The 17,333-nt window shown below is 63.5% G+C and carries 20 protein-coding genes; 12 read left to right on the top strand and 8 right to left on the bottom strand.

Going from position 1 to position 17,333, the window contains the following annotated elements:
* Positions 1 to 24 precede the first annotated feature (24 nt).
* Positions 25 to 423, bottom strand: a complete 399-nt coding sequence (locus tag RHIZ70P_RS07665; protein WP_115669791.1) for a winged helix-turn-helix transcriptional regulator — start codon at positions 421 to 423, stop codon at positions 25 to 27.
* 161 nt (positions 424 to 584) lie between these two features.
* Between RHIZ70P_RS07665 and RHIZ70P_RS07660 the strand changes: the two genes are divergently transcribed.
* From RHIZ70P_RS07660 to RHIZ70P_RS07645, 4 genes are all read left to right on the top strand, one after another.
* On the top strand, positions 585 to 1,217 hold the full coding sequence (locus RHIZ70P_RS07660) for an NAD(P)H-dependent oxidoreductase (protein ID WP_115669790.1): 633 nt from the start codon (positions 585 to 587) through the stop codon (positions 1,215 to 1,217).
* 466 nt (positions 1,218 to 1,683) lie between these two features.
* Complete coding sequence (locus tag RHIZ70P_RS07655; RefSeq protein WP_115669789.1) at positions 1,684 to 2,724, top strand: methionine ABC transporter ATP-binding protein; 1,041 nt, start codon at positions 1,684 to 1,686, stop codon at positions 2,722 to 2,724.
* Positions 2,714 to 3,382, top strand: a complete 669-nt coding sequence (locus tag RHIZ70P_RS07650) for a methionine ABC transporter permease (RefSeq protein ID WP_115669788.1) — start codon at positions 2,714 to 2,716, stop codon at positions 3,380 to 3,382. The genes RHIZ70P_RS07655 and RHIZ70P_RS07650 overlap by 11 nt, the downstream gene beginning before the upstream one ends.
* Before the next feature lie 44 nt (positions 3,383 to 3,426).
* Positions 3,427 to 4,203 (top strand): MetQ/NlpA family ABC transporter substrate-binding protein, encoded by a 777-nt coding sequence (locus RHIZ70P_RS07645; RefSeq protein WP_115669787.1) that lies wholly within the window; start codon positions 3,427 to 3,429, stop codon positions 4,201 to 4,203.
* Positions 4,204 to 4,358: 155 nt separating this feature from the next.
* Here RHIZ70P_RS07645 and RHIZ70P_RS07640 read toward each other — a convergent pair whose 3' ends face one another.
* The 4 genes from RHIZ70P_RS07640 to RHIZ70P_RS07625 all read right to left on the bottom strand — a co-directional run bounded on the left by RHIZ70P_RS07640 (position 4,359) and on the right by RHIZ70P_RS07625 (position 7,587).
* Complete coding sequence (locus RHIZ70P_RS07640) at positions 4,359 to 5,303, bottom strand: rhodanese-related sulfurtransferase (protein ID WP_115669786.1); 945 nt, start codon at positions 5,301 to 5,303, stop codon at positions 4,359 to 4,361.
* A 157-nt stretch (positions 5,304 to 5,460) separates the two neighbouring features.
* Positions 5,461 to 6,156 carry a helix-turn-helix transcriptional regulator gene (locus tag RHIZ70P_RS07635; protein ID WP_115669785.1) on the bottom strand — a complete coding sequence of 232 codons (696 nt, stop codon included), beginning with the start codon at positions 6,154 to 6,156 and terminating at the stop codon, positions 5,461 to 5,463.
* 47 nt (positions 6,157 to 6,203) lie between these two features.
* Positions 6,204 to 7,115: a CHAD domain-containing protein gene (locus RHIZ70P_RS07630; RefSeq protein WP_115669784.1), complete on the bottom strand. Its 912-nt coding sequence runs from the start codon at positions 7,113 to 7,115 to the stop codon at positions 6,204 to 6,206.
* Entirely contained in the window at positions 7,099 to 7,587 is a 489-nt protein-coding gene (locus RHIZ70P_RS07625; protein ID WP_115669976.1) for a CYTH domain-containing protein, read from the bottom strand. Before RHIZ70P_RS07625 ends, RHIZ70P_RS07630 begins: the two co-directional genes overlap by 17 nt.
* Positions 7,588 to 7,741: 154 nt before the next feature.
* On the opposite strand from RHIZ70P_RS07625, the gene RHIZ70P_RS07620 reads away from it, so the two are divergent.
* The 4 genes from RHIZ70P_RS07620 to RHIZ70P_RS07605 all read left to right on the top strand — a co-directional run bounded on the left by RHIZ70P_RS07620 (position 7,742) and on the right by RHIZ70P_RS07605 (position 10,171).
* Positions 7,742 to 8,380 (top strand): 2-dehydro-3-deoxy-phosphogluconate aldolase, encoded by a 639-nt coding sequence (locus RHIZ70P_RS07620; protein ID WP_115669783.1) that lies wholly within the window; start codon positions 7,742 to 7,744, stop codon positions 8,378 to 8,380.
* A 92-nt stretch (positions 8,381 to 8,472) separates the two neighbouring features.
* Complete coding sequence (locus RHIZ70P_RS07615) at positions 8,473 to 9,168, top strand: tellurite resistance TerB family protein (protein ID WP_115669975.1); 696 nt, start codon at positions 8,473 to 8,475, stop codon at positions 9,166 to 9,168.
* A gap of 83 nt (positions 9,169 to 9,251) precedes the next feature.
* Positions 9,252 to 9,947: a GNAT family N-acetyltransferase gene (locus tag RHIZ70P_RS07610; RefSeq protein WP_115669782.1), complete on the top strand. Its 696-nt coding sequence runs from the start codon at positions 9,252 to 9,254 to the stop codon at positions 9,945 to 9,947.
* Positions 9,944 to 10,171: a hypothetical protein gene (locus tag RHIZ70P_RS07605; protein WP_115669781.1), complete on the top strand. Its 228-nt coding sequence runs from the start codon at positions 9,944 to 9,946 to the stop codon at positions 10,169 to 10,171. The genes RHIZ70P_RS07610 and RHIZ70P_RS07605 overlap by 4 nt, the downstream gene beginning before the upstream one ends.
* Before the next feature lie 5 nt (positions 10,172 to 10,176).
* On the opposite strand, the gene RHIZ70P_RS07600 is transcribed toward RHIZ70P_RS07605, so the two are convergent.
* The 3 genes from RHIZ70P_RS07600 to RHIZ70P_RS07590 form a co-directional block, all read right to left on the bottom strand.
* A complete protein-coding gene (locus tag RHIZ70P_RS07600; protein ID WP_115669780.1) occupies positions 10,177 to 11,292 on the bottom strand; it encodes a nickel/cobalt transporter in 1,116 nt (371 codons plus the stop codon).
* On the bottom strand, positions 11,286 to 11,924 hold the full coding sequence (locus tag RHIZ70P_RS07595; protein ID WP_115669779.1) for a DUF1007 family protein: 639 nt from the start codon (positions 11,922 to 11,924) through the stop codon (positions 11,286 to 11,288). Before RHIZ70P_RS07595 ends, RHIZ70P_RS07600 begins: the two co-directional genes overlap by 7 nt.
* Positions 11,925 to 12,015: 91 nt before the next feature.
* A complete protein-coding gene (locus RHIZ70P_RS07590; protein ID WP_115669778.1) occupies positions 12,016 to 12,909 on the bottom strand; it encodes a LysR family transcriptional regulator in 894 nt (297 codons plus the stop codon).
* A gap of 538 nt (positions 12,910 to 13,447) precedes the next feature.
* On the opposite strand from RHIZ70P_RS07590, the gene odc2 reads away from it, so the two are divergent.
* From odc2 to RHIZ70P_RS07570, 4 genes are all read left to right on the top strand, one after another.
* Positions 13,448 to 14,581: an ornithine/lysine decarboxylase gene (gene odc2 / locus RHIZ70P_RS07585; protein WP_115669777.1), complete on the top strand. Its 1,134-nt coding sequence runs from the start codon at positions 13,448 to 13,450 to the stop codon at positions 14,579 to 14,581.
* Between the two features lie 91 nt (positions 14,582 to 14,672).
* Positions 14,673 to 15,272, top strand: coding sequence for a GNAT family N-acetyltransferase (locus tag RHIZ70P_RS07580; RefSeq protein ID WP_115669776.1), 600 nt, complete (start codon positions 14,673 to 14,675; stop codon positions 15,270 to 15,272).
* A 328-nt stretch (positions 15,273 to 15,600) separates the two neighbouring features.
* Positions 15,601 to 16,239, top strand: a complete 639-nt coding sequence (locus RHIZ70P_RS07575; protein WP_419178278.1) for an outer membrane protein — start codon at positions 15,601 to 15,603, stop codon at positions 16,237 to 16,239.
* Between the two features lie 328 nt (positions 16,240 to 16,567).
* Complete coding sequence (locus tag RHIZ70P_RS07570) at positions 16,568 to 17,248, top strand: OmpW/AlkL family protein (RefSeq protein WP_181903969.1); 681 nt, start codon at positions 16,568 to 16,570, stop codon at positions 17,246 to 17,248.
* Positions 17,249 to 17,333: the final 85 nt, after the last annotated feature.

Here is a 17,333-nt window from a genome sequence, read left to right as displayed (position 1 = left end):
GGCGTGGGCTATCGCTCCGGGTCTTCAGCCCAGCTTGATGATCTTTTGATCGGCGCGCTCGGCGTCGTTCCGCCTGTCGAACTCGGCGCGGGCCGCGTGAATCTTGTCATGATTGGCAAAGACCCAGCCGCCCATGGCCTGGATCGGCTCGCGCAATGACTGGCCAAGCGCGGTCAGTTCGTATTCGACGCGCGGCGGCACCGTCGGATAGACGGTCCGCCTGACCAGGCCATCGCGCTCCAGGGCTCGAAGCGTCAGCGTCAGCATGCGCTGCGATATGCCCACGACGGCGCGCTTGAGGTCGCTGAAGCGGGCCGGACCGTCGCCCAGCATCATGATGACCAGAACGCTCCACTTGTCGCCGATGCGCGACAGCATTTCACTCACCGTCTGGCATTTTTCCGGGTCGTAGTGTTTCGGCATCTGCCTCTCCCTGCTGGTAACAAAAATGTGCCTTCTTGTCGGAGATTTCAAGTTCTCTATTTAGACCTGGTTACTAATCAATACCGAGTGCTTCTCCGTGCAGCGACCAGTCCCAAGGGTCGTGAGCGGCGCGCGCGGTCAACCAGGAAAGCAGTGTTTCCATGCTCATCGAAAAGCTCAACTGGCGCTATGCCACCAAGAAGATGGACCCCGCCAAGCCGGTGTCCGAAGACAAGATCGACCGTATTCTCGAGGCGGCGCGGCTGGCCCCGACCTCCAGCGGTCTGCAGCCCTTCGAGATCATCGTGGTCAAGGACAAGCAGACGCGGGAAAAGATCCAGGCGATCGCCTGGAACCAGGCCCAGGTCACCGAAGCTTCGCATCTGCTGGTCTTCGCTGCCTGGGACAATTACACGCCGGAGCGGATCAACGGCATGTTCGATCTGGTCAATGCCGAGCGCGGCTTCACCAACGAGGGCTGGGAAAACTATCGCAAGATGCTGCTCGATACCTATCCGCCGCGCGAGCCGCAGGTGAACTTCGAGCATGCGGCGCGCCAGGCCTATATCGGCTTCGGCCTTGCGCTGACGGCGGCGGCCTTCGAAGGCGTCGATTCCACGCCTATGGAGGGTTTCGATGCGGCCAAGCTCGACGAGATCCTGAAGCTTCGCGAGCGCGGGTTGCGTTCGGTGACGATCCTGCCGATCGGCTACCGCGCCGCGGACGGCGACTGGCTGGTCAACCTCAAGAAGGTTCGCCGCGCCAGGGAAGACTTCGTCACCGTCGTGGAGTGAGTGATGGGGCGTGCCGGGCTTTGCTGCTCGGCACGCTTGCCGCCTTCGAGCGCGTCGTTTCTCCGCGGCTCCCGTCCGGTGTCGTCGTTTCCTTCGAGCCAGTCGCCCCTTATCGGCTCTTTCCATGCAATCCGATGTTTGGACGAATTTTCCGCCTTTTGCCGGATAGGGCGGAAAATCGTCTCTGGTCGGTTGCGAGTTGAGGGTGGCATAAGGAGCGCAGATTACCGCCGCGCAGGACAGACATGCGTTCGGCGAGTTTGAAAAGGTGAATGCAAAGATGCTAGAGCGGCGCCTAACCGGCCGAATGTGTATGTCGCGATAGACCATCCGGCAGACCATCATCTTTGCCGCTTCAAGCGGCGTTCACCGAAGAGACTTGCATGACCCATCGATCCATCCCGCGCGACGCCTCCCATGGGGGCTTGCGATGAGCGTTCCCGCAAATCACCAGAGTTTGCGCCCCATGGTCGCCTTCGAAGGGGTGACCAAGCGTTTCGGCGGCACGAGGGGGCAACCGGCCTTCACGGCGCTGGCGGGCGTCGACTACAGCGTGCCCAAGGGTTCGATCACCGGTATCATCGGCCGTTCCGGCGCGGGAAAGTCGACCATGATCCGCCTGGTCAACGGGCTTGAACTGCCGACCTCCGGCAAGGTGCTGGTCGACGGCGTCGATGTCGGCGCGCTCGATGACGCAGCGCTTCGCACGCTGCGCCGCGAGATCGGCATGATCTTCCAGCACTTCAACCTTCTGTCGTCGCGCACGGTGTTCGACAATATCGCCCTGCCGCTGGAGATCGCCGGTACCGACAGTCAAACCATCGAGGCGCGGGTGCGACCGCTGATGGAGCTGGTGGGGCTTTCCGACAAGGCCGGCCGATATCCGGCGGAACTGTCGGGCGGCCAGAAGCAGCGCGTCGGCATTGCCCGGGCGCTCGCCACCGAGCCCAAGCTGCTGCTCTCGGACGAGGCGACCTCGGCACTCGACCCGGAAACGACGCAGTCGATCCTGGAACTGCTGAAGACCATCAACCGGGATCTGGGCCTGACCGTTCTGCTGATCACCCACGAAATGGAAGTGGTGAAGACCATCGCCTCGCAGGTAGCGGTGATCGACCGGGGCCTGATCGTCGAGCATGGCCGGACCTTCGATGTATTCACGGCGCCCAGGCATGAGACGACCCGGGCGCTTTTGTCGGCGTCGATCGGCGCAAAGCTTCCCGACTGGATCCGCTCCGACCTGAAGACCGAGCCGTCGCCCGGTGATCGCGCGCTCGTGCGGCTGATCTTCTTCGGCGACACGGCATTCCAGCCGCTGACCGCGCGGCTCGTCGCGGAACTTGGCGCGGACGTCAACATCCTGGCAGGGGCCATCGACGAGATCGCCGGCGAGCCCTTCGGGTCGCTCGTCGTTTCCTATCCCGCCGATCCGGCCACGCTGGACAAGGCGCAACGCTTCTACCTTGAAACGGGTCTTGCCACGGAGGTGATCGGCTATGGCGTATGACATGCTCATCGGCCTCCTGGCCAAGGCGCTCTGGCAGACGATGCAGATGGTGGTCGCTGCCGGCGTGATCGGCACGATCATCGGCCTGCCGATCGGGGTTTTCCTGGCGACCAGCGGCAAGGGCGAGCTTTTTCCCGCCCCGGCCGTCAACCGGGTTGTCGGGCTGGTCGTCAACGCGGCGCGATCCACGCCGTTCATCATTCTCGTCGTGGCGATCATCCCGTTCACCCGGCTGGTCACCGGAACGTCGATCGGCACGGCCGCAGCCATCGTGCCGTTGACCGTCGCCACGATCCCGTTCATCGCCCGACTGATCGAATCGGCGATCCGCGAGGTCGACAAGGGCCTGATCGAGGCGGCGCGCGCCATGGGTGCCACCCCGTTACAGATCGTCACCAAGGTCCTGCTCGCGGAAGCCAAGCCCGGCATCGCCATGGCGCTCACCCTGACGGCGGTCAGCCTGATCGGCTACTCCGCCATGGTCGGTGCCGTCGGCGGCGGCGGGCTCGGCGATCTCGGAATTCGCTACGGCTACCAGCGCTTCATGCCGGACGTCATGCTGGCGGTGGTCGTGGTGCTGATCGTTCTGGTGCAGGCGGTGCAGAGCGCCGGCGATCACCTGGCGCGGCGCTTCGACAAGCGCAGCCGCCATAACTGAATTCCCTTCGTCGGGGAAATATTGGAAAACCAAGGAGCATACCCATGAAGAAACTGATCGTCGCCGCCGCCGTCGCGGCACTCTTCTCCACCGCGGCTCTCGCGGAAGACATCAAGGTCGGGGTGACTGCCGGCGAGCACGCCCAGATCATGGAAAAGGTTGCGGAAATCGCCGCGAAAAAGGGCCTGAACATCGAGATCCTCGAGTTCTCCGACTATGTAGTGCCGAACCAGGCGCTGGCCGATGGTGACCTCAACGCCAATTCCTTCCAGCACCAGCCGTATCTCGACAACCAGATCGCCGATCGCGGCTTCGACATCGTCAGCGTCGGCACCACGATCACCACGCCGATGGGCGTCTACTCCAAGAAGGTCAAGAGCCTCGACGAACTGACGGACGGCGCGACCGTCGCCATTCCGAACGACCCGACCAATGGCGGTCGCGCGCTTCTGGTCCTAGCTTCCAAGGGCCTGATCAAGGTCGATGGCGCCAAGGGCCTGAAGGTCGGTCCGGCAGACGTGACGGAGAACCCGAAGAACATTCAGTTCGCCGAGCTCGACGCCGCCCAGCTGCCGCGCTCGCTCGACGACGTCGATGCCGCCGTCATCAACACCAATTATGCGCTGGAAGCCGGCCTGCATCCGAAGACGGACGCAATCGCCATTGAGGGTGAAAAGTCGCCCTACGCCAACGTGATTGCCGTGCGCTCTGCCGACAAGGATGCAGCCTGGGTCAAGACGCTGGTCGAATCCTACCACGACGACAGCGTCAAGGCCTTCATCAACGAAGAGTTCAAGGGCGCGCTTATCCCCTCGTTCTGATCACTCCCGGCCCTTTCGTTCCTCCGCTCTCGCCGGAGGGACGGAAGGTGAGGGAAAGACTGTATTCGAAAAACAGATAGCCCGCCGAAAGGCGGGCTTTGTCGTAGAGACCGTCCGTGGTTGCAGCGGGCGCGATGGCTGGACGCGGTACCTGCTCAGCTGCCGATGTGCTTCTCGCCGCGCTTCTTCGCCAGCGCGATCTGCATCTGGCGCTGACGATAGCGATCGCGATCCGCCTCGGTGCGGCTGTCGTAGCAGTGCGGGCAGGATACGCCTTCCTCGAACTTCGGCGACGTGACCTCTTCTGCGGTCAGCGGATAGCGGCAGGCGTGGCAGAGCGTGTGTTCGCCCTGCTTCAGGCCGTGGGTGATCGAGACGCGCTCGTCGAAGACGAAGCAGGCGCCGTCCCACAGGCTTTCCTCCGCCGGCACTTCCTCGAGATATTTCAGGATGCCGCCCTTGAGGTGGTAGACCTCGTCGAAGCCCATTTCCTTGGCGAAGGCCGTCGACTTCTCGCAGCGGATGCCGCCGGTACAGTACATGGCGAGCTTCGGCTTGTTGTGCAGGCCGGGATTGTTGCGCATCCAGTCGGGGAATTCGCGGAAGGTCTTGATGTTCGGATCGATCGCGCCCTTGAATATGCCGATCGCCGTCTCATAGTCGTTGCGGGTGTCGATGACGATCGTCTCCGGGTCGGAGATCAACGCGTTCCAGTCCTTCGGCTCGACATAGGTGCCGACGATCTTGTTGGGGTCGATGTTCTCGACGCCCATGGTGACGATCTCTTTCTTTAGCCGCACCTTCATGCGCAGGAAGGGCATTTTCGCCGCGCGGCTCTCCTTGTGCACCAGGCCCGAAAATTCCGGCTGGGAGCGGATGAAGGCGAGGATTCTGGCGATGCCCTCGTCGGTCCCGGCGATGGTGCCGTTGATGCCCTCGGCAGCGAGCAGGAGCGTACCTTTGATGCCGTTTTCACGAGCCACGGCATCGAGCTCGGCGCGAAAGCTCTCAAACCGCGGGAAGCGGGCGAAATGATAGAGCGCGGCGACGCAGAAGGCGCCGCCCTCTTCGTGGCGAGGGGTCTGGAGATTATCGGTCATGGCCCGGGGAATACTGCCTCGGCCCCTGCCGTGCAACGATTTTCGCGCGGCGGAATGTGATTTGAAATTTGTCAAGCGCATCTGGGGTGGTCGATCGGACGGATGGTGAGGTCGGGAGCGAGGCCGCAACGCGGCTGGGTCAAAAATTGGCCGGAGCCTAGAGCATGCGCTCGGGAATGCCGTTCTGCTCCGCCCAGGCCCGGAGCAATTGCAGCCTTCTCTTCGGATAGCGGCCGATCGGCCCCTCGAGCAGATCCATCCGGTCGGTTCGGAAGCTGCGAAAGTCGTTGCGCAGCGTGCACCAGGCGAGGACCACGCGGGCGCCGAGGAAGAAGGTGAGGGCAAAGGGCCAGATCAGCCGCTCGGACGCCTCGCCCTTTTCGTCGCGGTAGGCGATCCTCAAGCTCTGCTCGGAGCGGATGAACTGGCGCATGCGGGCGAGATCCACACGGTCCTCAGGCAGGGGCAGTCCCGGGCCTGCAAACAGCGTGCTTGCCGTCAGTTCGTCGCGCAGGTCGCCCGGCAGGACATCGGTGATCTTGGACAGCGCATCGCGGGCGCTCAGCGCCAGTTCCGGGTCGGCGCGCTGGCCCACCAGTCGGGCGCCGAGCACCAGCGCTTCGATCTCCTCGCGGGAAAACATCAGCGGCGGCAGCATGTAGCCGGGGCGCAGCACGTAGCCGACGCCCGCTTCGCCCTCGATATTGGCGCCCTGCGCCTGCAACGTGGCGATGTCACGGTAGAGCGTGCGCAGCGAAACGCCCAGTTCACGCGCCAGCACAGCCCCGCTCACCGGCTGGCGATGGCGGCGCAGGATCTGCAGCAGGGACAACAGGCGTTCGGAACGACTCATCGCTCCATCCTACAGGACTTGCTGCCAAAAAATGTCAGCAGCGTCGGCTATTCGGTGGCAGCCGTGATCCACAGCGCCTCGATGATCGTGCCCTCGCGCGCCGGCGTGTCGCCGAAGACATGCTCGGCGATCGCAAGCGCGTCCCTGCGCAGTTCCTGCTGCTGGCGGATGATGGCGCCGAGCAGGTGGGAGAATTCTTCGCCGCCGCCGATCAGCCCGGTTTCCCGGTCGAGAAGGTCGGCGAGCAGTGCAAGGTCGTGTTCATGGCCCAGCGTGTCCACCAATGCCTTGGCTTCGGCGCGTTTGGCACGCATGGCCGACGGCCAGATGTCGCGCAGCAGCGACAGGTTCATCCAGTAGGCCTGGCCGGCCTTGCGCAATTCGTGAAAGACTTCCTCGTGAACGCTGCGATGGCAATTGTCGAGCGACGCGCGGGCCCGTGCCAGGCCCTTGCGCCAACCCTTGGCGAGCAGCTTGGCGGCCTTGCGCGGGCTGGAGGGAAAGCTTGCCGTTTCCAGCGCGGTGATTGCCTCGCGACAGGCCGAGATGGCACGGGAGACCTTTTCCGGGAGGTCTGTCTCGGCGAGCGCCAGCGCGTCGCGACGTTCGGTGAGCGCCGCCCGTGCATGGGCAAGGGCGTTTCTCTCCTCATCGTTCAGCGCGTGGTTTTCGAGATAGGCGACGGTCTCGACGAGCGCCGTGGCATCGCGCACGACGGACAGCGTCCGGGCCGTATCGCGCAGCCGGCCGTTCTCCACCGCACGGAACTGCTTCTGATCCACGGCGACGAGGCGGTAGAGCGAACGTACCCGCTTGAACTTCTTGCGCGCCTCATGAATGGCTTCGTGCAGGCCCTCGGGCTGCTCTTCCAGGGCGCTGACGGCGCGCCGGAGCTGTTCGCTCGCAACCGCAACGACCTCCTCGCCGAAGGGGCGGTCCGGCCTAATTCGATACGGCATGCACAACCTCGGGCTTCAACCGTTCGGTGGCCAGCGCCTGGTTGGAATAGCGACGGTCGCCGGTGACTTCGCGTCCGAGCCAGTGCGGCAGCATCGGCCGGTCATCCTCCGATCGCATTTCCACCTCGGCGATGACCAGTCCCTGGAACGCCCCCTCGAAGACGTCGATTTCCCAGGTGAAGCCGCCGATCTCCACCGTATAGCGCACCTTTTCGATAACGCTGCCGACGGCAAAGGAAATCATCTCGACGGCGTCTTCGAACGGGATGTCGTATTCGAACTCGTCCCGCACCAAGGCGGTCTTGCCGAACTTGACGGTCAGCTTGGCGGTTTCGTCATTGCTGGTCCGGACGCGGATCGAGCGGTCGTGATTGACGGAGAGATAGGCCTGCCGCATGGCGGTCGCCGACGTGACGCAATCGCGCCAACTGTCGTTGATCACCAGGAACTTGCGCTCGATTTCTTTCGCCATCTCGCCGTCCATCGTTAAAATCTCCTTCACCCTAGCGCAGTTGAGCCGTCATGCAAACCGCCAGCATCCGTACCGCGCGCATTTGTCTCGACAATGACACAGGTTCGCGATAATCCTTGGGCTGAATTCAATCGTTTGAAATGGATGGCAGACCGTGAGTGAGAAAACCGAAAAGCTCCTTTCCACCCTGAAGCTCCAGCCCGTCGTACCGGTGCTGATCATCGAGGATGTGGCAACCGCCGTGCCATTGGCGAGGGCGCTGGTGGCTGGCGGACTGAAAGCGATCGAGATCACCATGCGAACGGATGCGGCGCTGGAAGCGGTCCGCCGTGTCGCGGCGGAGGTCGAAGGCGCGGTGGTCGGTGCCGGCACCATCCTCAATCCGGCGCATTTCGAGGCGGCGGTCGAGGCCGGCTCGCAGTTCATCGTCAGCCCCGGCACGACGCGCGAACTCATCCATGCCGCCCGCGCTTCGGACATTCCGCTGCTGCCGGGGGCGGCCACCGCCAGCGAGGTCATGCAGTTGCGCGAGGAGGGCTATCAGGTCCTGAAGTTCTTCCCCGCCGAGCAGGCCGGTGGTGCGGCTTATCTCAAGGCGTTGTCCTCGCCGCTCGCCGGCACGCTGTTCTGCCCGACCGGCGGTATCTCGCTGAAGAATGCCAGGGACTACCTGTCGCTGTCCAACGTGGTCTGCGTCGGCGGCTCCTGGGTCGCGCCGAAGGAACTCGTTTCGGCCGGCGACTGGGCCGGCATCACAAAGCTTGCCGTGGAAGCCTGCGCGCTGGCCGGCTGACGGGTCTTTGCAACGAAAGCGCGGAAACGTCTTTGTATTTTCATGATCGGCTCCTTATCTAGCAGTCGACAATGAAACCGACGGAGATCCCGATGTTCGACGCGAAGAAGCTGCTTGACCAATTTCTCGGCGCCCAGGTGCCGGGTTCGACCGGCACCGTGAAGCAGAAGGCCGGCGATGCCGTCCAGCTTGCCAAGGACAATCCGCTGGCGACCGGCGCCATCGCCGCCGTTCTGCTGGGCACGAAGACCGGCCGCAATCTGGCCGGCAATACGTTGACGCTCGGCGGTCTCGCCGCCATCGCCGGGATCGGCTACCAGGCCTACAAGAATTATCAGGCCGGCAAGGCGCCGCAGGACGTCGCCGAGACCGAGCAGAAGCTCCTGCCGCCGCCGGCCGATTCGCCGTTCAGCCTGGAGGCGCCCGCAGCCTCCAACGATTTCGCCCTGACGCTGGTGCGGGCGATGATCGCGGCTGCCAAGTCCGACGGCCATATCGATGAGGCCGAGCGTGCCCGCGTGATGGACAAGATCCACCTTTCCGGCCTCGGCGCGGAAGCCGAAGCCTTCCTCGAAAAGGAACTGGCCACGCCGACCGATGTGGATGCACTGGTCAAGGCGGCGGTCAGCGAAGAGCAGAAGGTCGAACTCTACACCGCGTCGCGGCTGGCGATCGATCCCGACAGCCGGGCGGAGCGCGGCTATCTCGACCTACTGGCCGGACGCCTCGGCCTTGCCGACGGGCTGGTCGACCATATCGAAGCCACGGTTTCGGCCGCGCAGGTCTGATCCGCCTTCCAAGGCGATCCCGAGGCCAGTTGCCTTTGCCGGGCGGCTGGCCTAATCGTTTGCCGACACATCAAGAGGCAAGCATGCGCGATCTTTCCACATTCAAGGGCTGCCCGGCACCGAAGCCGGTCCGGCTTGAAGGCCGTTTCGTCACTGTCGAGCCGTACGACAAGGCGACGCATTTGCAGGCGCTGTGGGACGGTCTCGGCGGCATGGCGATCAATCCGCTGCTGACCTATTTCGCCCAGCCCGACTTCGCCGGGATCGATGATTTCGATGCTTGGCTCGACGGCGTTCAGACCAAAGGCGGCTGGGTTACGGAAGTCTTCCGTGACAAGCAGACGGGCAAGGTCGTCGGCATGGCCAATTACATGCGGGCGGATCCGGCCAATGGCGTGGTCGAAGTGGGCGGCGTCGCTCACGGCCCGGCGATGAGCCGCACGCCGCTCTCCACCGAGGCGCACTATTTGATGGCGCGCCACGTGTTCGACGATCTCGGCTATCGTCGCTACGAATGGAAATGCCATAACGAGAACCTGCCGAGCCGCACCACCGCGGAGCGCTACGGGTTCACCTTCGAGGGCGTGTTCCGCCAGCACATGCTGTCAAAGGGCAAGAACCGTGACACGGCATGGTTCTCGATGATCGACGGCGAGTGGCCGTTGATCAAGGCAGCTTTCGAGGCCTGGCTTTCACCCGACAATTTCACCGAAGACGGCAAGCAGGTGCGAAAGCTCGAAGAGATTCGGGCGGAGCTCACCAAGGGAGCGACGGCATGAACGAGAACCAGAGCGAGAAGAAAAGCGACCGTTCGTCTGCCTATGCGGCGCTTGCCATCGTGCTCGGCTTCGGCCTCGTGCTGCTCGGCCTGCCGAAGCTGGTGCTGTGGATCGGCTATTTCTCGCCGGTCCTTGCGGCTGTCGTCGGCACCCTCGGCATCATGTCCTTCTTCATCGTGCTGTGGCTGCGCGCGCGCCACCAGAAGCGGCGCGACCGGTCCTGACCCGTTCAGGGCTGGAGAGAGGCGGCGAGCAGCAGCGCGCCGAGTGCGATGACCGCAAGCGCTCCGAGGATCTCGATCGCGTCGGCCACCCGGCGGGCCGTCGGTGAACCCGGTCCGGAGAGCCGCACCGCCAGGCCCTTGGCCGAAACCGCGAGGGCGGCGAGGAGAGACACGGTGATCGCCGTGCCGAGTGCCATGGCGAAGACCGAAAGTATCCCGCCGAGATAGAGCCCGTTCAACAGGGCGAAGGTCATCACCAGCAATGCCCCCGAGCAGGGCCTGAGGCCCACGGCGATGATGGCCGACCAGGCTTCGCGCAGGCTGAAATTCTTGGAAGACAGGAGCCGTGGGTCGGGCAGGTGGGTGATGCCGCAATCGGGGCAGACCGAACCCGGTGCGAGTGCGTCATGGTCATGGGCGACGCCGGTTGCGCGGAAAGACGATCCTGTTCGGGTTCCGGCGGCGGAGACGCCGGAACCGCTCGTCGCGGTGGCCGCCGCCGGCAATCCGGGCGAATCGAACAGGCTGGTTGTGGACGATGTCTGAAACAGCACGGCGCTGACCGGTGTCCGGCGTGCGATGCGCAGGGCGTTCAGCTTGCGCAGCAGCAGCCAGGTGCCGAAGGCGACGACCAGGGCGAAGCTGGTGATCTCGAATACCTGCGTGGCGTCGGTCATGGAAATCGCCGTGCCGCGCAGGACGGCATAGCCGAGCCCGACCAGGGCGATCGCCACGACGCCCTGCAGGAAGGCGGAAACGAAGGAAATGGCAACGCCGCGGCGCAGTTCGGTCTCGTTGGCGATCATGTAGGAGGAGATGACCGCCTTTCCGTGGCCGGGTCCAGCGGCATGGAAAACACCATAGGCGAAGGACAGCCCGATCAGGGTCCACAAATGCGACGGATCTTCGCGCATCGCTTTCAGCGCACCGGTCAGCGCCCGATAGAAGGCCTGCTGGTTTTCGTTGACCCAGGCGAGCAAGCCGCCGAACGGGCCGGTCGTCTGGAATGCCGGTTCCGCCGTTCCGATTCCGAGCGGCGAGGCGGCGTGCGCCAGCGTGGCCGCGACGATCAGGACAAGGGCCGCACCGGCCGCCGGCCCGACAAGGCGGCGCATCAGCATGTCAGCTCGAGCCTCGTGGCGAACAGCTTGGTCATGTCGGTGCCGGCCGGATCGTCGAAAAAGGCCGAGGTCAGGTTGGCCTGGTTTTCGGCCAGAACCTGGTCCGGGTCGGGACGCACCACCGCGCGCTTGCACTGATTGAAGCCTTCGCCCTCCGTCACCATGTCCTCGTCCTTGGCGAAATCGATCGCGGTATACATGGTCGGGTCATAGACGCCGATGGCCAGCTTGCCCTTGAGCGCCAGCGTCTTTTCCGGCTTTGCGACGAAAAAGACTAGCAATTGGTTGTCCTTGAAATCGACGTGAAAGACCTCCGGCCTCGCCACGGGGACGGAAGTGCCATTGGCGGTGATCGAGGTGAAGAAACCGTAGTCGGCAAGCGAGGTGCGGATCGTCTCGGCGATCTCGTTGAGTTCGCTATGATCGAGTTTCAGGTCGCTGTTCTTGTCGAAATCCATCAGGACGCTCGACGAGAAGATGTCGTCAAAGCGCCAGACATTGCGCAGTTCGGCAAGGTTTCCATCCGCGCCGGAGACGATTTCGAGGCGCGCCTCGGCAAAGACATGTGGATGGGCGATAGCAGGGAGCGGGGCGCCGAGGAGCGCCGCGATGAATGCCAAACCTGTTTTCATGCCTGCCCGCCCTCGTTTCGCGAATCCCAGTCCGATCCCTGTCCGACAATTTCGACGGAATTGGGACTGCGACACCCGCCGTTCAATGGTCTCAGCCTTTCTGGCGAAACCAGGCATGAAGGTAATCCACGAAGGCTCGCACCTTGGCAGGCAGGTAGCGCCGGTGGGGATAGACGGCATAGATGCCGCGATCCTTCGGCAGGTAGTCGTCGAACAGGGAAACGAGTTCACCCGTTTCGATATAGGGGCGGGCGATGAAGTCCGGTATCATCGCGACACCCAGCCCGGCGCGCGCCGCACGCAGGGTGGCAAGCGGGCTGTTGACCTCGATCGGACCGCTGACCGCGACCGAGATCGCCCCGCCCTGCGGATCGACGAATCGCACGGTGTTGTGCGAGCGGGAGTTGGTGTCGACGAGGAAGGCTACGCGGGAGAGCTCCTGCGGATGGCCGAGTGGCCCGTGCTTCTCGACGAAGGCGGGCGTTGCGCAGGCATAGACCCGGAAGTCCGAGAGCTTCTTGGCGATGAGAGCGGAGTCATCCAGCTTGGTGATGCGGATCGCCAGGTCGAAGCCCTCCTCGACCAGGTCGACGAAGCGGTCCTCGGCGACGATCTCGAGCGAGAGATCCGGATTTTCGCTGGCGAAATCGATCAGAGACTGGCCCACTTCGGCATCGATGAAGGTGCGCGGCACGGTGATCTTCAGCTTGCCCTTCAGGTCCGTGATGTTCTCCCGCACCAGGTCGGCCAGGCTGTCGATCTCCTTGAGGATCTCCGTTGCGCTGCGATAATAGGTATGGCCGGCCTCGGTCATCGAAAATTGCCGCGTCGTACGGTTTAGCAAGAGGGCGCCGAGTTCGTCCTCCAGTTCGCGCACATACTTGGACAGCAGCGCCTTGGACCGCCCCGTCTTTCGCGCGGCGGCGGAAAACCCTTCGGCTTCGACCACGTCGATAAAGGCGCGGATGCGCGTCAGCGTGTCCATTGATGGGCTCCTCCCGAGACTCTGGTTGAACTGTGAACACAACGGCTGGATCGTTCAATCATTTTTCTATCCCAAGGCTCAAAAAACGCTTGATTATGACCGCGAACATTCTTATCTCCCCTTCAGCCCAAAGTCGCACGTGCCCATGGGTGTCCGCCGACCCTCGATGTGGTGAGGAAATCGGTAAGGTACCTGGAACTAACCCCTCCAGTCGCTATTCCGGCCATCCGGGAAATGCGAGGACATCTGAAGCAACGACGGTGCGGGCCTTTCTAGTCTCTTCCGGCTTTCCATCAGCCGGAGTTACTTCAGAGGCACACCATCATTGCCGGAAGTGCGGTCGGGTCATCCCACCAATCCATGGCAGACAAAGCCGAACTGACGCTCCTGGCAGGGTGTCTGTTCACTATACGCGCTTCGAGCGCTCGTACGGTATCAGCGTCTCCACCGGCTGGTTTCGATCGGGTTCTCGTCGTCCTTTGTCCTTCCGAACTCGGCAACGAGTCCGGGAACCTTGGCACTTGAGAGGGATTGACCCATGACCACCGCTCGTATCCTCGACTTCATCAACACCCGACGTCCGGAAGGTCCCTGCCTCGTGGTCGACCTCGATGTCGTGCGCGACAATTACGGTGCGTTCCGCCACGCCCTGCCGGACAGCGCGATCTACTATGCCGTCAAGGCCAATCCGGCTCCGGAAATCCTCAAGCTGCTCGCCTCGCTGGGCTCGAGCTTCGATTGCGCCTCCGTTGCCGAAATCCAGATGGCGCTCGACGCCGGCGCGACCGCTGGGCGGATCTCCTACGGCAACACGATCAAGAAGGAACGGGACATTGCCCGGGCGCACGCGCTCGGCATCAGCCTGTTTGCCGTCGACAGCCATGAGGAAGTCGAGAAGGTCGCACGCGCGGCCCCCGGTGCCCGCGTGTTCTGCCGCGTTCTGACCGATGGCGAAGGCGCCGAATGGCCGCTGTCGCGCAAGTTCGGTTGCGTGCCGCAGATGGCTGTCGATGTGCTCGTCTACGCCCATCAACTGGGACTCGACTCGTTCGGCGTGTCGTTCCATGTCGGTTCGCAGATGACCAAGGTCGATGCCTGGGATTCGGCTCTGGCCGATGCCAAGCGTGTCTTCACCTCGCTGGCCAAGCAGGGCATCCACCTGCAGATGGTCAACATGGGCGGCGGCTTCCCGACCAAGTACCTGCGCGACATCCCGTCGGCGGAGGCCTATGGCCGTGCGATCACCGGTGCCCTGAAGAAGCATTTCGGCAATCACATCCCGCAGACCATCATCGAGCCGGGTCGCGGCATGGTGGGCAATGCCGGCGTGATCAAGGCCGAGGTGGTTCTGGTCTCGAAGAAGTCGGACAATGACACGCATCGCTGGGTCTTCCTCGACATCGGCAAGTTCGGCGGGCTTGCCGAAACCATGGACGAGGCGATCCGCTATCCGATCCGCACGGAGCGCGACATGGACGAAATGGAGCCCTGTGTGCTCGCCGGCCCGACCTGCGATTCGGCCGACGTGATGTACGAGAAGAACATGTACCCGCTGCCCGTCTCGCTGACGATCGGCGACGAGGTTCTGATCGAGGGCACCGGCGCCTATACGACGACCTATTCGGCGGTCGCCTTCAACGGTTTCGATCCGCTGAAGTCCTACGTCATTTAAGGTCCGTCGGACCTTTCGACGACCGCGCCGGCTCGACCGGCGCGGCGCAACAAACCATCATCGGAAACACTTCTTGGTACGGGAGGCCGCCATGGCCGCTGTTCTGGACGTCGTGCGCGCATTTTTCGCGTCGCAAACTGCACCTGCCTTTGTCATCGATGCCGAAACGCCGGCCGATGTCGTGGCCCGCGAGGCCTTGCTCGACCGTGCCATGGGGCCCGGCCGACGCAAGAAGTCGTCGGAAAAGATTCGCAAGGACCGTCTGCCGGCCGAGGGCCTGGCGCTGGTCGCCCGCGACCGCCAAGGCCATGTCATCGCCACGGTGCGGCTGTGGAATGTCGAGGCCGGCGTCAGCCGCGAAGGCCATGCCATCGACGCGCTGCTGCTCGGCCCGCTCGCGGTCGATCCCGCCCACGAGGGCAAGGGCATCGGCTCGGCGCTGATGCGCGCAGCGATGTTGGAAGCGCGCAAGCGCAACCACGGCGCCATCCTGCTGGTCGGTGATGCGGGCTATTACGAGCGCTTCGGTTTCTTCGCGCAAAAGGCACAGCATCTCGTGATGCCGGGGCCATTCGCCCGTGAGCGCTTTCTGGCGATCGAGCTGAAAGCCGGCTGGCTCGAGGGGGCTGCCGGCATGGTGGTCGCCTCCGGCCGCAAGCTGTCGCATGCGCCGCGCCGCCACGTCGCCTGAGCACCAGACAGGTCCGCGCCCCCGGTAGAGTTCGACGCATCTCGCGTCTCGAGCCGCCGGTGCGGGTGCGGGCCTTGCATCCCGTCGTGGGGACGCGGCGGGGCGAACGCCCCCTCTCCATCCACGGCGAGGGGGCGTTTCTGCGTCTGGCATCCGGTTGGATTTCGCCCCCGCTGCGGCGTGTCGTTCCGGTGTCACTCCGGAAAAAAACAGCGAAGGCGCGGAACAATTCGCTCCCTCATGCTTGTTAGCCTTCGTGTGGCGCGTTTCGTCACGGCAGAACGTCTGTTGCCGCGATGCGGTGCAGCCTTGAGAGGGAGTAGCAGCAATGATGAAGAAACTCGGATGGAGCGCGCTGGCGCTCGTCATATCGTCCACGCCGGTTCTTTCCGCAGATGCCGTTATCGAGGCTCCGGCCGTGCCGCCGGAAGTCGTGGAGACCACGCCGGTGTTCAGCTGGGCCGGCGGTTACATCGGTCTGCATGGCGGCTATGGCTGGGGCGAGGGGGACTTCTATGATGGCGTCACCTCGGCCTCGGACGATTTCGACGGCGGCCGCTTCGGTGGTTTCGTCGGCTATAACTGGGGCTTCGGCTCCGGCGCCATCGTCGGCCTGGAGGCCGATCTCAACTATGACTGGAACGAGAACAGCTACGGCGCCGTCGATGTCGGCACCGGCCTGAACGGCTCGGTCCGTGGACGCGTCGGCTATGCCATGGACCGCGTCCTGCTTTACGCGGCCGGTGGCTGGACGGCGACCGATTTCTCCGTCGAGGGCGGCGGGTTGGACGAAAGCGAGATGCTGAACGGCTGGACGCTCGGGGCCGGCTTCGACTATGCCGTCACCGACCGGATCTTCACGAGGCTCGAATATCGCTACAACGATTATTTCGAGAAGGACATCCTCGGCGTCGATACCGACTTCAACCAGCATGTGGTCAATGTCGGTCTGGGCGTGAAGTTCTAGTCGTCGGGACAGGCGACTTCGCTCCGGCTTCCGCTGCGAAGCCGGAGACCGACATCGGCGCCGGACAGCGCCGATCGGAGATGAGAATCACTGGCTCCGGAACGGGTTTGCAGGGCCTGTTCGGCGTTACGGCGTCCTTTCCGAGCGGCGGGCGGCGCCAGGATTTTCAATCGTCAAATCTGGCCGTGGCGGAATTGTGACAGGTGCGGCGCAGCGGCTCCAACCGATTGTTTTCCAAAGCATGTATTGATCTAGCTCAAATGTCCTTGCGTTGCGGGCGGCTTATTTTGTGCACGGCACAAGCCACCGATTATTCAAGGAGAGATTTATGAACACGATCAGCACGCGGCGGATCAGCGCCCTTGCCGCAGCCACGGCACTTCTGCTCACCGGCCAGGTTGCCTACGCGGCCGACATGACGCCGCTCGCGGATGCCCCCTTCGCCGCGGCGCAGAGCCCCTGGCAGGTCCGCCTGCGCGCGCTCGGCGTGATCTCCAATAACGAGGGCGAAGTGGACGGCATTGCCGGTTCGGACCTGTCCTACAGCGATACTGTGATCCCCGAGCTCGACATCACCTATTACTTCACCGACAACATCGCCGCAGAACTCATCCTCGGCACGACCTACGCCAATGTCTGGGGCGAAGGCTCGATCACCGGCCTCGGCAAGATCGGCCGCACCTGGATCCTACCGCCGACGCTCACGCTGCAGTATCACTTCACCGATTTCGGCGCGTTCAAGCCCTATGTCGGTGCTGGCCTCAACTACACGATCTTCTACAATGAAGAAGGCGCCAATGCCGACGATCTCGACATCGACAATGCCTTCGGCGTCGCCGTCCAGGCCGGTTTCGACTACATGATCGACCAGCATTGGGGCGTGAACTTCGACGTCAAGAAGATCTTCCTCGAACCCGACTTCACCGCCACCGTCGGGGGCGCCGATGTCGACGGCAAGGCCAAGCTCGATCCGTGGCTGATCGGCGCCGGCGTCACCTACCGCTTCTGATCCGGCCGCAAGGCCCATGGACGGCAGCCAGGGCTCCAGGCCCTCGGTTGCCGTTCGTCTTTGCCATGCGCCTGCCGCCAAAGGC

This window comes from Paenirhizobium selenitireducens ATCC BAA-1503 (genome assembly GCF_900492185.1).
Classification (GTDB): Bacteria; Pseudomonadota; Alphaproteobacteria; order Rhizobiales; family Rhizobiaceae; genus Allorhizobium; species Allorhizobium selenitireducens_A.
The sequence above is the reverse complement of the archived record's forward strand: the minus strand, read 5'-3'. Positions and strand labels throughout refer to the sequence as shown.

Coding starts and splice junctions, on each gene's coding strand:
- RHIZ70P_RS07665 (WP_115669791.1), bottom strand. CDS start 423: ATGCCGAAACACTACGACCCGGAAAAATGCCAGACGGTGAGTGAAATG.
- RHIZ70P_RS07660 (WP_115669790.1), top strand. CDS start 585: ATGCTCATCGAAAAGCTCAACTGGCGCTATGCCACCAAGAAGATGGAC.
- RHIZ70P_RS07655 (WP_115669789.1), top strand. CDS start 1,684: ATGGTCGCCTTCGAAGGGGTGACCAAGCGTTTCGGCGGCACGAGGGGG.
- RHIZ70P_RS07650 (WP_115669788.1), top strand. CDS start 2,714: ATGGCGTATGACATGCTCATCGGCCTCCTGGCCAAGGCGCTCTGGCAG.
- RHIZ70P_RS07645 (WP_115669787.1), top strand. CDS start 3,427: ATGAAGAAACTGATCGTCGCCGCCGCCGTCGCGGCACTCTTCTCCACC.
- RHIZ70P_RS07640 (WP_115669786.1), bottom strand. CDS start 5,303: ATGACCGATAATCTCCAGACCCCTCGCCACGAAGAGGGCGGCGCCTTC.
- RHIZ70P_RS07635 (WP_115669785.1), bottom strand. CDS start 6,156: ATGAGTCGTTCCGAACGCCTGTTGTCCCTGCTGCAGATCCTGCGCCGC.
- RHIZ70P_RS07630 (WP_115669784.1), bottom strand. CDS start 7,115: ATGCCGTATCGAATTAGGCCGGACCGCCCCTTCGGCGAGGAGGTCGTT.
- RHIZ70P_RS07625 (WP_115669976.1), bottom strand. CDS start 7,587: ATGGCGAAAGAAATCGAGCGCAAGTTCCTGGTGATCAACGACAGTTGG.
- RHIZ70P_RS07615 (WP_115669975.1), top strand. CDS start 8,473: ATGTTCGACGCGAAGAAGCTGCTTGACCAATTTCTCGGCGCCCAGGTG.
- RHIZ70P_RS07610 (WP_115669782.1), top strand. CDS start 9,252: ATGCGCGATCTTTCCACATTCAAGGGCTGCCCGGCACCGAAGCCGGTC.
- RHIZ70P_RS07605 (WP_115669781.1), top strand. CDS start 9,944: ATGAACGAGAACCAGAGCGAGAAGAAAAGCGACCGTTCGTCTGCCTAT.
- RHIZ70P_RS07600 (WP_115669780.1), bottom strand. CDS start 11,292: ATGCTGATGCGCCGCCTTGTCGGGCCGGCGGCCGGTGCGGCCCTTGTC.
- RHIZ70P_RS07595 (WP_115669779.1), bottom strand. CDS start 11,924: ATGAAAACAGGTTTGGCATTCATCGCGGCGCTCCTCGGCGCCCCGCTC.
- RHIZ70P_RS07590 (WP_115669778.1), bottom strand. CDS start 12,909: ATGGACACGCTGACGCGCATCCGCGCCTTTATCGACGTGGTCGAAGCC.
- odc2 (WP_115669777.1), top strand. CDS start 13,448: ATGACCACCGCTCGTATCCTCGACTTCATCAACACCCGACGTCCGGAA.
- RHIZ70P_RS07580 (WP_115669776.1), top strand. CDS start 14,673: ATGGCCGCTGTTCTGGACGTCGTGCGCGCATTTTTCGCGTCGCAAACT.
- RHIZ70P_RS07575 (WP_419178278.1), top strand. CDS start 15,601: ATGATGAAGAAACTCGGATGGAGCGCGCTGGCGCTCGTCATATCGTCC.
- RHIZ70P_RS07570 (WP_181903969.1), top strand. CDS start 16,568: ATGAACACGATCAGCACGCGGCGGATCAGCGCCCTTGCCGCAGCCACG.